Genomic DNA, 15,104 nt, shown 5'->3' on the forward strand with positions numbered 1-15,104 from the left:
GCTCTGCACCACGCGTCCGTCATGCATGACGACAACGGTGTCGGCGAAGGTCCGCGCCTCGGTCTGGTCGTGGGTGACGTAGATCATCGTGAGGTCGAGCTCGCGATGCAGCGCCTTCAGCTTCGAGCGAAGCTGCCATTTCAGCTCGGGATCGATCACCGTCAGCGGCTCGTCGAACAGCACGGCGGCGACGTCGGAACGCACCAGGCCGCGGCCGAGCGAGATTTTTTGCTTGGCATCCGCCGTGAGGCGCGTCGCCTTGCGATTGAGATAGGGCTCAAGGTCGAGCAGGCGGCCGATCTCGGCGACGCGCTTGTCGATCTCGGCCTTCGGCACGCCGCGATTCTTCAGCGGGAACGCCAGGTTCTGCCCCACCGTCATGGTGTCGTAGATCACCGGAAACTGGAACACCTGGGCGATGTTGCGCTTCTGGGTTGACAGCGGTGTGATGTCCTGGCCGTCGAACATGATCTTCCCGCGCGACGGCGTGATGATGCCGGAGATGACGTTGAGCAGCGTGGTCTTGCCGCAGCCGGACGGCCCGAGCAGCGCATAGGCGCCGCCCTGCCGCCAGGTCATGGTCACCGGCTTCAGTGCAAAGCTTTCCTGCGGCGCATCATTGCCGCCGTAGGAATGGGCGAGATCGACGAGGTCAATGCGGGCCATGACGCATCTCCCTCATGAGCCAGGCGCGGCGACCAGACGGTCGGCCGCGTCAAAGACGAAGACGTCGTTGGGATCGAGCACGGCATCGATGGTCTGGCCGGGCTCGAACTCGTGCACGCCGTGTAACACCGCCACCCAGTTCGATCCGTCGCGGGTCAGATGCACGAAACTCTCCGAACCGGTGATCTCGGTCACCGTCACCGTGGCATGGAAGGCATGGCGGTCAGTCTCGCCATTGGCGAGGGCAAGCTGATGCGCGCGAAATCCGACGCGATAGGCGCCGTCGGCGAGAGAGGAATAGAGACCGGACGCCGGCGCGGCGATGCCTCCTGCATATTGCACGGAACCGTTCTTCTTCTCGATGCCGACGAGGTTGAGCGGCGGATCGGAGAATACCTGGGCGACCCGCAGGGTCTGCGGACGGCGGTAGACGTTGGGCGTCTCGCCGATCTGGAGCGCTTGCCCCTCCCACATGCACACCGTGTTGCCGCCGAGCAGCAGGGCTTCGGTCGGCTCGGTGGTGGCATAGACGAAGATCGCGCCCGAGGCCTCGAAGATGCGCGGCAGCTCGGTGCGCAGCTCCTCGCGGAGCTTGTAGTCGAGATTGGCGAGCGGCTCGTCGAGCAGCACGAGATCGGCGCCCTTCACCAGCGCACGCGCCATCGCCGTGCGCTGCTGCTGGCCGCCGGAGAGCTGCAGCGGCGTGCGCTTCAGGAACGGCTCGAGCCTGAGCAGCCGCGCTGCCTCCGCGACACGCTTCTCGATCTCGTCGCGCGGCTTGCCCTGCACGCGCAGGGGCGAGGCAATGTTCTCATAGACCGTGAACGAGGGATAGTTGATGAACTGCTGATAGACCATCGCGACCGAACGCTGGCGCACGTCGACGCCGGTGACGTCCTTGCCGTTGACCAGCACCTTGCCCGTGGTCGGCTTGTCGAGGCCGGCGAGCAGCCGCATGATCGAGGTCTTGCCCGACAGCGTCGGCCCGAGCAGCACGTTGAGCGTGCCGCTCTCGAGCGTCAGCGAGACGTCGCGGATGTGCGGGATCCCGTCGACGGTCCGGGTCACGTGATCGAGTGTCACGGTCATGGGCGTCCTCCCGCTTCCAGCAGGGGACTTTGCGGCAAAGCGTGGGTCCTGATCCAGTCGTCAAGCGCCGCGATCTCGTCGGCAGATAGTCGCAGGCCGAGCTTGGAGCGGCGCCAGACGATGTCCTCGGCCGTCACCGCCCATTCATTGGCCATGAGGTAGCGGACCTCGCGCTCGGTCAGCGTGGCGCCGAAGGACTGGCCGAGATCGGCCGCCGATTTCGCATCGCCGAGCAGCTTGATGGCACGCGTGCCATAGGCGCGCGCCAGACGCCGCGCGTGCTCGTGACTGAGGAAGGGATAGCCGCGCTGCAGCTCGGCGATCAGGCCGTCGACATCGGACACACCCATGTCGCCGCCGGGCAGCGGCCATTTGCCGGTCCAGCCCTCGCGCGCTTTCGCACTGCGAAGATGGGGCGCGAGCCGTTCCAGCGCCTCTTCGGCGAGGCGGCGATAAGTCGTGATCTTGCCGCCATAGATCGACAGCAGCGGCGCACCGCCGGGCATGTCGAGTTCGAACACATAGTCGCGGGTCGCGGCCTTGGCTTCGTTGGCGCCGTCGTCATAGAGCGGACGGACGCCGGAATAGGTCCAGACCACGTCGCCGGGCGTGACCGGCTTGGCCAAATATTCGCTGGCAGCGGTGCAGAGATACTGGATCTCCTCGGCCGTCGCCTTCACCTTGGCGGGATCGCCGTCATAGTCGCGGTCGGTGGTGCCGATCAATGTGAAATCATCCTGATAGGGAATGACGAAGATGATGCGGCCGTCGGCGTTCTGGAACATGTAGGCGCGGTCATGGTCGTAGAGCTTCTTGACCACGATGTGCGACCCCTGCACCAGGCGCACCTTGGCCTTGGCATTGATGCCGGCGCCGCGGCCGAGCACGTCCTCGACCCAGGGCCCGCCGGCATTGACCAGCGCGCGGGCCTGGACCTGCGAGCGCGCACCGGTCAGCGTGTCGACCATGCTCACGGTCCAGATGCCGTCGGCCTGGCGGATCTCGGAGGCGCGGGTGCGGGTGCGGATCTCGGCGCCCTTGTCGGCGGCGTCGCGCGCGTTGAGCACGACGAGGCGGGCGTCATCGACGAAGCAGTCGGAATATTCGAACGCGCGGGTATAGCGATTCGGGATCAGCGGGCGGCCGACCTCGTCACGCCGAAGGTCGACCGAACGGGTCGCCGGCAGCAGATGACGGCCACCGATGTGATCATAGAGGAACAGGCCGAGGCGCAGCAGCCAGGCCGGGCGCRGGCCCGCATGATGCGGCAAAACGAAACGCAGCGGGCGGATGATGTGGGGCGCGATGCCCCAGAGGATTTCGCGCTCGATCAGCGCCTCGCGGACCAGGCGGAACTCGTAATATTCGAGATAACGCAGGCCGCCGTGCACGAGCTTGGTCGACCAGGACGACGTCCCGCTCGCCAGATCGTTCATTTCGCACAGGAAAACCGTGTTGCCACGGCCCACCGCGTCGCGCGCGATGCCGCAGCCGTTAACACCGCCTCCGATAATGGCGAGGTCGAAAATACGCTCCAACAGACGCATCCCCCGGCGACCGCTCGTTCCATCGAGCGACTACTTTCGTTTTTGATTAGATCACACCGAAAAGCGAAAGCAAGATGAAAGAGAGGCGAAGAGAAGCGAAAGCGGAACTTTTTCTGTGGGCAGGGTGGTGAAGGAATAGGCAGCAGCGGTGCCACCCTCCCCTGGAGGGGAGGGTCGGCGCGAAGCGCCGGGGTGGGGTGATCTCTCCAAACGGGCAGTGTTCAGGGTGGAGGGACTGTCACCCCACCCCGCTCGCGCTACGCGCGATCGACCCTCCCCCTCCAGGGGAGGGTAAGAGGCCGCTATCGCAGCCTGACCACAGGCGCGGCTTCGGGCGCGGGGTCCTGCACCTCGGCCTGAGAGTCATCGATATCCGCCGCCTTCGGCATCGCCTCGACCACCTCGATGCCCTTGCTGTGGCAGATCGTGGCGAGGCGCTCGGGCAGTTCCTGGTCGGTCACGAAGGTCTGGATCTGGCTGATATGGGCGATGCGCACCGGGGCGCTGCGCCGAAGCTTGGTCGAATCCGCCACCAGCATGACGCTGCGGGCGTTGGCGATGATKGCCTGGGCCACCTGCACCTCGCGATAGTCGAAATCGAGCAGCGCGCCCTCCTCGTCGATCGCGGACGCGCCGATGATGGCGTAGTCGACCTTGAACTGGCCGATCAGCTGCGTCGCGGTCGAGCCGACCACGGCGCCGTCGGCACGCCGCACCGTGCCGCCGGCGACCACCACCTCGATGCGGGGATGGCGGTAGAGCAGCATGGCGACGTTGAGATTGTTGGTGATGACGAGCAGGTCCTCGTGCGAGGTCAGTGCGCTGGCGACCTCCTCCGTCGTGGTGCCGATATTGATGAACAGCGAGCAGCCGTTCGGGATCAGCGAGGCGGCCGCCGCCCCAATCGCCTTCTTCTCGTCGGCGGCGACGAAGCGGCGCGCCTCATAGGCGAGGTTTTCCACGCCGGAGGCGATGATGGCGCCGCCATGGATGCGGGTCAGCGAGCGGCGTTCGCAGAGATCGTTGAGATCCTTGCGGATGGTCTGCGCCGAGACCTCGAAGCGGCGCGCGAGCTCTTCGACCATGACGCGGCCCGAGGCGCGCGCGATGTTGAGGATTTCGGCTTGGCGATGGGTCAATCCGGTCACGGCGGGAGCCTCACATCAGACAGCCGCATGGTGCGGCGGTTCGCGCGATCGGTCAATGCAGGAGCCGATCAGGGGTTAACGGGCGAGCCGCCTCACCACGCCATTTGTTACCAAGTCATGTCTTACCAAGTCATGGCGGCGGCAAGGCGCGCGAGCAGGTCCGGATCGTCGAAGGCAGTCGCGGACGCGATCGCGCCGGCGGCGACGAGGTCGGCATGGCCAAGGCTGGTGCGGATCCCGATGGTCGGAATACCGGCCGCTGTGGCCGATTGCACGCCGGTGCGGGAGTCCTCGAATGCGACCGAGCTTTCCGGCCTCGCGCCGACGCAGCGCAGCCCTTCCTGATAGGGCAGCGGGTGCGGCTTGCCGTGCGGCAGCTCGTCGCCGATCACGATCGCCTTGAAGCGGTGCGTGATGCCGAGGCCGGAGAGCAGCAGCTCCGCGTTGAGGCGCGGCGCGTTGGTCACGGCGACCATGGGAATGCCGGCCGCGTCCGCCCGGTCGAGCAGCGACATCAGGCCCGGCAGCGGCTCGATCTGCCCGGCCACCAGCGCGCGGAAGACTTCCTCCTTCTCATCGAGGATCAAGGCGCGCCGTTCCGGTGCCTCGTCGGGCAGAAAACGCTCGCCGATCGAGACATTGGCGAAACCTTGCAGCTCCCTCGAGAAGCGCGCGTGATCGAAGACATGGCCGCGAGGACCGAGCACCGCGTTGAACGCCTTCAGGTGCAGCGGGTCGGTGTTGGCAAGCGTGCCGTCGATATCGAACAGCAACGCCCTGCTCATCTCCCTGCCGATCGCCTCAATCATTTCCGTACTTTCCCAAAAGCGCGATGCATCGATGCGAAAGACGTATCAATACGGCCGCGATCGCGCAATGACGCATGCGCATGACGGCGAGGTGACACTCGACAAAGTCGCGCGCGGCTGCAACACTCGGCACAAGATCAAAAAGGAGGAAACGATGATCAACCGACGCGACTTGTCTATCTCAGGCCTGGCTCTCTCGACTCTTGCAGTCTCGGCACTTGCGCTCGCAGCCCCGGCACTGGCTGCCTCGGCGGATGAAGAGGCCGTGGCGAAGAAGGTCGAGGCTTTCCGCCTCGCCCAGATTGCGGCCGACCCGAAAGCTCTCGGCGCACTCTGCGCCGACGAGGTTAGCTATAGCCATTCCAACGGCAAGGTCGAAGACAAGGCGACGTTCGTCACCAACGCCACCGACGGCAAATCAAAATTCCTGTCGATCGAGTACAAGGACCCGACAATCAAGGTCGTCGGCCCCACCGCGATCGTACGCTTCCACTGGATGGCGGAACAGGAGATGGCGGCCGATGGGAAAAAAGTGCCGACCAACCTTCACATCCTGATGAACTGGCAGAAGCAGGGCGACGACTGGAAGCTCTTGTCGCGCGCCGCGACGAAGCTGTGATGACGGCTCTTCCCCTCTCCCCTCGTGGGAGAGGGTGGCTCGCCGCGCAGCGGCGAGACGGGTGAGGGGTCTTTCTCCGCGAGCGGATCTCTCACAGTTGAATTCGCTGAAACAACCCCTCATCCGGCGCTTCGCGCCACCTTCTCCCACAAGGGGAGAAGGGAAGGCTGCAAAAAATTCCGACCTGCGCTTTGCGCGGCCCGGAACGGCAGGCGGAAAATTATGCCGCCTCCTTCACATCACCGTTAACCAGTTTGCGCGCAGCGCGCTCGGCTTCGCGCGCGTTGCGGAAGATCTGGCCTTCGAGGCGGTTGAAGCGGTGGGATGAGGCGAAGAAGCAGTAGCCTCCTTGGGAACGAACGACGATACCTGCGGTCTGCGAATCGACTTCGATGATGTAGCTGTCCGGCATGGCCCGTGGATTCCTCAAGTGCGGGCAAATAACGACACTGCTGCCCAAAGGTTCCTGGGCATTTGAGGCCGTTTCCACCCCGAATCGACACCCAATTGAGTACGCCGGGACCTCATCCGTTTTATGACTTGTTCTTGGCGAAGACGCGACGCAGGAACGGGCCATCTGTCGCGCTTGCGGTGCAGTGCGCGCGGTTAGGTCGCGATCGGTGTGTCGGCCTGGCTGATCGGCTGCGGACGGCCGTGATCGTCGATCGAGACATAGGTGAAGTTGCCGTCGGTGACGAGGAACGGATGCGCTTCCCTGCGCCGCAGCGCCCAGGCTTCGAGATGCACGGTCAGCGAGGTGCGCCCGACACGCACGAGATTGGCGTAAACCGAGACGAGATCGCCGACATAGACGGCTTTGCGAAAATTCATCGCCTCGATCGCGACCGTCACGGTGCGCGACTTCGCGACTTTCGAGGCGAACACGCCGCCGCCGACATCCATCTGGCTCAGCAGCCAGCCGCCGAAGATGTCGCCGTTGGCGTTGGTGTCGGCCGGCATCGCCAGCGTGCGGATGCAGAGATCGCCGCTCGGCTCGGTGCTCCTGTGTTCGTTCATACGTCTCTCACTTGAAACTGTCCCAGCCCGGATCGGGCGCAAAGCGTCCGCCGAATCGCTCGGCCAGCGCGCGCAAGGTGGATACAACGTTCTCCACGCCGCGTGTGCGCGCATAATTCAGCGGCCCGCCACGGAACGGCGCGTAACCGGTGCCGAAGATCATGGCGCCGTCAACCATGTCGGCATCGTCGACGATGCCCTCGCGAAGAGCGGCAACGCAGACGTTGGACATCGGCAGCACCAGCCGGTCGATCATCTGGTCGGTCACGCGCGGGCCGGTCTCGGGCAACGGCGCCTTCTCCGCCTTGCCGTCGCGCCAGACGTAAAAGCCCTTGCCGCTCTTGCGGCCGAGCTCGCCCTTCGCAACCTTCTCGCGCAACCAGGCCGGCGTCGGCGGCAAGAGATCGCCGAATTTGGTGCGCAGCATGTCGCCGACGTCGAGGCAGATGTCGAGCCCGACCTGGTCGGCAAGCTCGATCGGCCCCATCGGCATGCCGAACTGCTCGGCCGCCGCGTCGATCAGGCGCGGATCGGTCTTCTCGTCCAGCATCACCATCGCTTCCAGCATGTAGGGCGTCAGCGCGCGGTTGACGAGGAAACCGGGCGAGCTCTCGACCTTCAGCGGCAGGCGGTCGATCGCGCCGACGAAGGCGAGCGCCTCTTTCAGAACCTGCGCATCGTTGCCGTCATGGCTGACGACCTCGACCAGTTGCAGCCGCGACACCGGATTGAAGAAATGCAGGCCGACCAGCCGCTCCGGGCGCGCCAGACCGTTGCGCAAATCCTGGAGCGGAATGCTCGAGGTGTTGGTCGCCAGAATCGCGCCCGGCTTCATCTTCGGCTCGAGACCGGCATAGATTTTCTGCTTCAGCTCGAGCTTTTCCGGCACCGCCTCGATGATCAGGTCGGCGTTGCGAACGCCTTCACCGTCCATGTCGGGGATGAGGCGATCGAGCGCGTCGCGCACCTCGGTCGGCTTGCGGATGATCTTGCCGTAAAGCTCGGCCGCGCGCTTCACCGCGCCCGCGATCGGCTCCGCTTTCATGTCGGCGAGCGAGACGCGCACACCCTGCCCCGCGCACCAGGCGGCGATGTCGCCGCCCATGGCGCCGGCGCCAATGACGTGGACATGCTTCACCGTGCTGCCGGAGCCGGCCGCCTTCTTCATCTGCTCGCGCAGGAAGAACACGCGGATCAGGTTCTGCGCCGTCGGCGTCACCATCAGCTTGGCGAAGGACGCCTGCTCCGCCGTCAGCATCGCGGCCTTGCGGCCACCATGGGTCTCCCAGAGATCGATCAGCGCGTAAGGCGCCGGATAGTGCTCGCGCGATGCGGCCTTCGCCGCCTCCGAGCGCATGCGCTTGGCCAGAAGCCCGCGCACCGGTCCGAAATTCGCCGCCCGGGTCAGAAGGCCCGGCCGCGCCCGCTTGAGCCGGCCGAACAGCGCGTCCTTCACCGCGTTCTGGACGTGACGCTCCTGCGTCACGGTGTCGACCAGCCCGAGTGATCTGGCGCGGCGCGCATCGATGGTGCGGCCGGTCAGCATCAGGGCCATCGACTGGGTCGGATTGACCAGCGCGGTGAAGCGCGCGGTACCACCGAGGCCGGGATGCAGGCCCAGCATCACCTCGGGGAAGCCGAAGCGCGCGCCGTCGATGGCGATGCGCGACTGGCAGGCCTGCGCAACCTCGAGCCCGCCGCCGAGGCAGAAGCCGTGGATGACCGCGACCGTCGGCAACCTCAAGGCTTCCAGATGGTCGACCACCGCATGCGCGGCGCGGATCCGTGTCTCGACCATGCCGGGATCGCTGGCGCCACGGAATTCGTTGACGTCGGCTCCCGCGATGAAGCCGGAGGGTTTGGCCGAGCGGATCACGAGGCCGGCGGGGCGCTCGGTCTCGATCGCCGCGAGCACGGCATCGAACTCCTCCATCACGTCCGACGAGAGCGTGTTGGCACTGGAATCGGCGCGGTCGAACAGCAGCCAGGCGACGCCGTCGGCATCGCGCGTCAGCTTGAAATGCTTGTACGGGCCGTCGGCCACAGGCTGCGGCCCGAGCGTGAGCACGCGGTCGCCAAGCGCGGTCATGATCTTCGAATCCATGGTCACACCGCCTCGATCAGCATGGCGCCGCCGAGCCCGCCGCCGATGCATTCGGTGGCAATTCCGCGCCGCGTGCCGAGCCGCTTCATCGCGTTGACGAGATGCAGCACGATGCGGTTGCCGGAGGTGCCGACGGGATGGCCGAGCGAGATCGCGCCGCCGTCGACGTTGAGCCTGTCACGATCGATTTCGCCGGCCGCGCCATCGAGCTTCAGGATCTCGCGGCAGAACTTTTCATCGTTCCAGGCTGCGAGGCAGCCGAGCACCTGCGTGGCAAACGCTTCGTTCAGCTCCCAGGTCTCGACGTCCCCGATGGTGAGGTTGTTGCGCGTCAGCAGCGGCGTCGCCGACATCACCGGACCAAGCCCCATGATGCTCGGATCAAGCGCGGCCCAGTTGCTGTCGACGATGACGGCCTTCGGCGTCAGCTTGTGTTTTGCGACCGCCTGGTCGGAGGCCAGGATCACCCAGGAGGCACCGTCGGTGATCTGCGAGGAATTGCCGGCGGTGACCTGGCCCCAGGGGCGCTCGAACACAGGCTTCAATTTTGCCAGCGTCTCGGAAGACGAGTCCGGCCGCACGCCGTCATCATGGTCGAAGAATTTTCCGTCGCGGGAGAACGCGGTCTCGACCTCGCCCTTGAGAAAACCCGCGCCTTGCGCATGCGCGAGCCGGCGATGGCTCTCGGCGGCGTAAGCGTCGGACTGCGCGCGGGTGATGCCGAAGAGATGGCCGACGACCTCGGCGGTCTGGCCCATGTTCAAATCCGTGACGGGATCGGTCAGGCCGCGCTCGAGGCCGATGATCGGCTTGAGATAGCGCGGTCGCAATTTGAAGGCCGCGGCGGCCTTCGCGGCGATGCCCTTGGCGGTGGCAAGGCCGGCGAACCAGCGCACGCCGGAATTCGGCCAGACCAGCGGCGCGTGGCTGAGCGCCTCGGTGCCGCCGGCCAGGATCATGTCGGCATGACCTTCCCGGATATAGCGGTAGCCGGTGTCGATCGACTGCATGCCGGAGCCGCAATTGATCTGCACGGTGAAGGCGACCATGTCCTCGCCCATGCCGAGCCTGAGCGCTGCGACGCGGGCCGGATTCATTTCGTCGGCGATCACGTTGACGCAGCCGAGGATGACCTGATCGAAGGCGGTGGGCGCAAACGGCTGGCGCGCCAGCAGCGGCCGGCCGCATTGCACGGCAAGATCGACCGGCGTGAACGGCCCGGGCCCCGAGCGCGCCTTCAGAAACGGCGTCCGGCTGCCGTCGACGATGAAAACCGGTCGTGCCATCAGCTCGCCGCCCTCTGTTCACCGAGTTCCTGGAAGAACTGATGCACATCTCCGGTTTTCTTGTAAATCGGCGACAGCGCCTCCGGCGCAAAATCGTCGACCTCGATCACTTTTGTGACTGCTTCATGAGCAGCGGCGAGCTGCTCGCCTTCGGCCTGCGTGATCACGCCCTTGGCCACGGCGTCCTTCCAATTGCCGATATGCGCGGCGCGCATCCGCTTGGCGATCGCGTCGGTGCCTGCCACCAGCTTGAACGCGTGCTCCAGCCGGGCAAAGCCGCCGTCGTCCTCGACATAAGCAAGATCGGGCGTGAGGCGGTCGCGCGCGGCCGACGGCTCAAGCACGAGCTGCGCACACTGATGCACGACGCGGTCGCTTGGGCCGAGCACGCGCGCGCCGAAGGGCTGGACCACGAGCTTGAGGAGGCCGGCGACGAAGCGGTTGGGCAGATTGGCGAGGATCTCCGCAAGCCGGTTCTCGATGGTCCGGAAGCCGCTCGCCATGCACCATTCGAGCGCGGCAAAGTCCTCCTTCTGCCGGCCCTCGTCCTGCCAGCGCTTCAGAGCGGCCGAGAGCAGATAGAGCTCGGAGAGGATGTCGCCGAAGCGCGCCGACAGCATCTCCTTGCGCTTGAGCGCGCCGCCGAGCGTCAGCAGCGCCATGTCGGCGCAGAGCGCGAAGGCGGCCGAATAGCGCGAGAGCTGGCGATAGAATGGCGTCGCCGCGCCCGCATCGGGCGCCGGTGCGAAGGCGCCAAAGCTCCAACTCCGGCCGAAGGCGCGCAGCAGGGTGTTATAGCTGTGGGCGACGTGCTTCCAGAACGATTTGTCGAACGCCGTCAGCCCTCGCTCGCGATCGGTGTCGGCGAGCGCGTTCATCTCGTCGAGCAGATAGGGATGGGCGCGGATGGCACCCTGCCCGAACACGATGAGATTGCGGGTCAGGATGTTGGCGCCTTCGACGGTGATGCCGACTGGCACGGCGCGGTGCAGATTGCCGAGATAGTTTTGCGGCCCGTCGATCACGGCCTTGCCGCCATGGATGTCCATGGCGTCGTCGACCGCGGTTCGCATCCGCTCGGTCGCGTGCAGCTTCATGATGCCGGAGATCACGGCAGGATGGATGCCGGCGTTCAGTGCGGCACAGGTCAGCCGGCGCGCCGCGTCGAGCTGATAGGCGGTGGCGACGATCCGGGCGAGCGGCTCCTCGACGCCTTCGAATTTCGAGATGGAGATGCCGAACTGCTCGCGGATCCGGGCATAGGCGCCGGTGGTGCGCGCGGCATAGGCCGCACCCGCCGCCGAGAGCGACGGCAGCGAGATGCCGCGGCCGGCGGCGAGCGCCGTCATCAGCATCTTCCAGCCCTGCCCCAGCCGTGCTTCGCCGCCGATGACATAGTCGAGCGGAATGAAGACGTCGCGGCCCCAGTTCGGGCCGTTCTGAAACACCTGCATCGACGGCAGGTGGCGTTTGCCGATCTCGACGCCGGGAAGGTTGGTCGGGATCAGCGCCACGCTGATACCGAGCTCCTCCTGATCGCCCACGAGATGATCGGGATCGTAGGCCTTGAAGGCAAGGCCCAGCAGCGTCGCAACGGGACCGAGCGTGATGTAGCGCTTGTGCCAGTTCAGCCTGAGGCCTAACACCTCGCGGCCTTCGAAATCACCCTTGCAGATGATGCCGGCGTCGACCATCGCGGCGGCATCGGAGCCGGCCTCCGGGCTGGTCAGGCCGAAGCAGGGAATGTCGCGGCCGTCGGCCAGCCGCGGCAGCCAGCGCTCCTGCTGCTCCCTGGTGCCGAAGCGCATCAACAGCTCGCCGGGCCCAAGCGAGTTCGGCACCATCACGGTGACGGCGGCCGCGATCGAGCGGGTCGAGATCTTGCGCACCACTTCCGAATGCGCGTAGGGCGAGAAGCCGAGGCCGCCAAACTCCTTCGGAATGATCATGCCGAAGAATTTTTCGCGCTTGATGAAGTGCCAGACGTCGTGCGGCAGGTCGCGCCATTCCCAGAAGATCTTCCACTCGTCGAGCATGGCGCAGAGCTCGTCGACCGGGCCATGGAGGAAAGCCTGTTCCTCGTCGGTCAGTGTCGCCTGCGGCACCTTGAGCAATTTCGACCAGTCCGGATTGCCGGTGAAGAGATCGGCATCCCACCAGACGTCACCGGCCTCCAGCGCCTCGCGCTCGGTGCCGGACATCGCCGGCAACACGCCGCGCGCCCAGGAGAAGATCGGTTTTGTCAGGGTGTCGCGGCGGAAGCTCATGGCTGACCTCATGCATCGGCGCGGTTATCGGCATTTTAGCGGAAAGTGGCCGGGGCAAGTGAACACTTCGCGAGCAAAAAGAAGCGAATTGACGCGGCCGGGCGGCCGCCCCGGGAGCCATAACGGCCGGGGCGTGGGGGCAGTTCCGGGGAGGTGCGCGGGTACTTCGACGCAGTCATTCCAGGGCACGCGAAGCGTGAGCCCGGAATCCATCGCGCGGCAGCGTCGGAAGATGAATGGATTCCGGGTTCGCGCCTGACGGCGCGCCCCGGAATGACGGTGGGGAGAAGGCGGGGCCTAGTCCGGGCGGACCATCTCGAACATGTTTTCCGGCTTGATCTCGAAATAGTCGCCGCGGCGGCCGGCGCGGACGATCGGGTGGGCGGCGGCGGTCTGGTAGACGCCGTCCTTGATCATGGCCTTGTCGATATGGACGGCGACGACTTCGCCCAATGTCAGCCAGGCGTCGGCCTCCTTGCCGTCGGCGCCCTTGAGGCGGACGATGTCGGAGACCTTGCACTCGAAGGCGACCGGGCTTTCACCGACGCGCGGCACGTTGACGAGCTTGCCCGGCACGGCGGTCAGGCCGGCGATCTTGAACTCATCGACCTCGGGGGCGACATGGGCGGCGGTCGCGTTCATGTGCTTGGCGAGGTCCATCGTCGCCAGATTCCAGACGAACTCCCCGGTCTGTTGCATGTTCTCGACCGTGTCCTTCCAGTTGGTGGAGGAGAAGCCGATGATCGGCGGCACGTAGCAAAACGCGTTGAAGAAGCTGTAGGGCGCGAGATTGACGTGGCCGTTGGTATCGCGCGAGGAGATCCAGCCGATCGGCCGCGGCGCGATGATGGCGTTGAACGGATCGTGCTTGAGGCCGTGGCCCTTGGAGGGCTCGTAGAAGTACAGGTCTTTGTCGGTCACCGCGGGTCTTTCCTGATCCTGGTAGCCCGGATGGAGCGAAGCGTAATCCGGGGCCGCCAGYGCAACGCTGAACCATCCCGGATTGCGCTTCGCTCCATCCGGGCTACGTCAGCTTGCTTATAGGAGAGATTTCCCCGCCCGTCAGTGGCGCGGCGACAGGCCCGCAATGACGAAATCGATCATCTGGTCGATGGTCGGGCCCGGCTTGGTGGCGCACTGGGCGATCATCTGGGGGTGGAAGAAGCGCATCATCGCGGTGCAGGCGCACATCGCGGACAGCTCCAGGTCCGGCGCCTCGAACTCGCCGGAGGCGGCACCCTGCGCGACCATCTGGCCGATAACCCCGGCAATACACTCCATATGGGCGACGCAGACGTCCCAGTCCTCCTGCATCGCGATCTCGACCATCTCGTGCAGCTTGTTGTCGCCGACATAGCGCTCGGTGTTCATGCGATGGATGGTGGTGAGCAACTCACGGAAGCGCTCCAGCACCGGACCGGGCCTCGCCACGATCCGCTGCGCCTCCAGCTCGACCTCGCCCATCAGCGAACGGGCCACCGCCTGGTGGATCGCCTTCTTCGATTCGAAGAAGCGATACACGTTGGCGGGGCTCATCCTGAGCTCCTTGGCGATGTCCCCGACCGTGGTCTTCTGATAGCCGATCTGGCGGAACAGCCGCTCGGCCACCTCGAGGATACGATCCCGGGTGTCGCCTTCGATATGTTCCGAAATCAGGGCCATCAATCAGGACTCGTTAGCCAGTAGTCTTCTCATTTATTCAGCCGCTTCAGCAAGCGGAATTGCGTGCTGGTCATCGCTCCCATGCTGCGGCGCGGCAGGCTGCTCGGGGGTGCCTGCCTCGTCCAGGCTCTTGCGGAACCACAGGGCATAGAGGCCCGGCAGGTACAGGAGCGTGAGGAAGGTCGCAACGAACAAGCCTCCCATGATCGTGATCGCCATCGGGCCCCAGAATGCCGAGCGCGACAGCGGGATCATGGCGAGAATGGCGGCGAGCGCCGTCAGCACCACCGGACGGGCACGGCGGACGGTGGCCTCCACGATCGCCTCACGGCGGGTCAAGCCGTGGGAAACGTCGGTCTCGATCTGGTCGACCAGGATGACCGCGTTGCGCATGATCATGCCGGCGAGCGCGATCAGGCCGAGCAGCGCCACGAAGCCGAACGGGGCATTGGCGACGTTGAGCCCGAAGGAGGCGCCGACGATGCCGAGCGGCGCGGTCAGGAACACCAGGATCAGGCGCGAGAAGCTCTGGAGCTGGATCATCAACAGCGTCAGCATCACCATGACCATCACCGGGAATAGGATGAAGATCGAGGCATTGCCCTTGGCGGATTCCTCGAACGCCCCGCCCGCCTCGATGCGGTAGGCCGGCTCGAGATAGTCCTTGATGGCCTGGAGCTTCGGCGTGATCTGGCTGGTGACGTCGGGGGCCTGCACGCCGTCGACCACGTCGGAGCGCACGGTGATCGCCATGTCGCGGTTGCGCCGCCACATGATCGGCTCCTCGTGGGCATATTCGATCTTTGCGATCTGCTGGAGCGGCACGGCAACGCCGTTGCGCGAGATGATGGTCAGATCGCCGACGCCGCCGAGGTCGAGACGTTCGGACG

General features: G+C 65.5%; 14 protein-coding genes. 1 reads left to right on the forward strand and 13 read right to left on the reverse strand.

Features of this window, described 5'->3' with window-relative positions; translation table 11 throughout:
- The 5 genes from ACXJL8_RS13820 to ACXJL8_RS13840 all read right to left on the reverse strand — a co-directional run.
- The coding region (locus ACXJL8_RS13820; RefSeq protein WP_456685114.1) for an ABC transporter ATP-binding protein at positions 1-666 on the reverse strand (666 nt) is incomplete at its 3' end.
- Positions 667-678: 12 nt separating this feature from the next.
- Complete coding sequence (locus ACXJL8_RS13825; protein WP_456620410.1) at positions 679-1,755, reverse strand: ABC transporter ATP-binding protein; 1,077 nt, start codon at positions 1,753-1,755, stop codon at positions 679-681.
- Positions 1,752-3,302 carry a glycerol-3-phosphate dehydrogenase gene (gene glpD, locus ACXJL8_RS13830; protein WP_456685115.1) on the reverse strand — a complete coding sequence of 517 codons (1,551 nt, stop codon included), beginning with the start codon at positions 3,300-3,302 and terminating at the stop codon, positions 1,752-1,754. Before glpD ends, ACXJL8_RS13825 begins: the two co-directional genes overlap by 4 nt.
- A gap of 302 nt (positions 3,303-3,604) precedes the next feature.
- On the reverse strand, positions 3,605-4,450 hold the full coding sequence (locus ACXJL8_RS13835; RefSeq protein ID WP_456620408.1) for a DeoR/GlpR family DNA-binding transcription regulator: 846 nt from the start codon (positions 4,448-4,450) through the stop codon (positions 3,605-3,607).
- A gap of 122 nt (positions 4,451-4,572) precedes the next feature.
- Positions 4,573-5,259, reverse strand: a complete 687-nt coding sequence (locus tag ACXJL8_RS13840) for an HAD family hydrolase (RefSeq protein WP_456620407.1) — start codon at positions 5,257-5,259, stop codon at positions 4,573-4,575.
- A 154-nt stretch (positions 5,260-5,413) separates the two neighbouring features.
- Here ACXJL8_RS13840 and ACXJL8_RS13845 point away from each other — a divergent pair, with 154 nt between their 5' ends.
- A complete protein-coding gene (locus tag ACXJL8_RS13845) occupies positions 5,414-5,878 on the forward strand; it encodes a nuclear transport factor 2 family protein (protein ID WP_456620494.1) in 465 nt (154 codons plus the stop codon).
- A 220-nt stretch (positions 5,879-6,098) separates the two neighbouring features.
- Here ACXJL8_RS13845 and ACXJL8_RS13850 read toward each other — a convergent pair whose 3' ends face one another.
- The 8 genes from ACXJL8_RS13850 to ACXJL8_RS13885 all read right to left on the reverse strand — a co-directional run.
- Positions 6,099-6,290 carry a hypothetical protein gene (locus tag ACXJL8_RS13850; protein WP_456620406.1) on the reverse strand — a complete coding sequence of 64 codons (192 nt, stop codon included), beginning with the start codon at positions 6,288-6,290 and terminating at the stop codon, positions 6,099-6,101.
- A 194-nt stretch (positions 6,291-6,484) separates the two neighbouring features.
- Complete coding sequence (locus tag ACXJL8_RS13855) at positions 6,485-6,895, reverse strand: acyl-CoA thioesterase (protein ID WP_456620405.1); 411 nt, start codon at positions 6,893-6,895, stop codon at positions 6,485-6,487.
- A gap of 7 nt (positions 6,896-6,902) precedes the next feature.
- Positions 6,903-8,999: a 3-hydroxyacyl-CoA dehydrogenase NAD-binding domain-containing protein gene (locus ACXJL8_RS13860; protein WP_456620404.1), complete on the reverse strand. Its 2,097-nt coding sequence runs from the start codon at positions 8,997-8,999 to the stop codon at positions 6,903-6,905.
- A 2-nt stretch (positions 9,000-9,001) separates the two neighbouring features.
- Positions 9,002-10,285: an acetyl-CoA C-acetyltransferase gene (locus tag ACXJL8_RS13865; RefSeq protein WP_456620403.1), complete on the reverse strand. Its 1,284-nt coding sequence runs from the start codon at positions 10,283-10,285 to the stop codon at positions 9,002-9,004.
- Positions 10,285-12,552 carry an acyl-CoA dehydrogenase gene (locus ACXJL8_RS13870; protein WP_456685116.1) on the reverse strand — a complete coding sequence of 756 codons (2,268 nt, stop codon included), beginning with the start codon at positions 12,550-12,552 and terminating at the stop codon, positions 10,285-10,287. Before ACXJL8_RS13870 ends, ACXJL8_RS13865 begins: the two co-directional genes overlap by 1 nt.
- A 297-nt stretch (positions 12,553-12,849) precedes the next feature.
- Positions 12,850-13,473: a flavin reductase family protein gene (locus ACXJL8_RS13875; RefSeq protein WP_456685117.1), complete on the reverse strand. Its 624-nt coding sequence runs from the start codon at positions 13,471-13,473 to the stop codon at positions 12,850-12,852.
- A 141-nt stretch (positions 13,474-13,614) separates the two neighbouring features.
- Positions 13,615-14,214 (reverse strand): TetR/AcrR family transcriptional regulator, encoded by a 600-nt coding sequence (locus tag ACXJL8_RS13880; protein WP_456620400.1) that lies wholly within the window; start codon positions 14,212-14,214, stop codon positions 13,615-13,617.
- 33 nt (positions 14,215-14,247) lie between these two features.
- Positions 14,248-15,104, reverse strand: an 857-nt coding sequence (locus tag ACXJL8_RS13885) for an efflux RND transporter permease subunit (RefSeq protein WP_456685118.1), incomplete at its 5' end; no start/stop codon positions are given.

The sequence above is a fragment of the Bradyrhizobium sp. P5_C11_2 genome, from assembly GCF_054049755.1.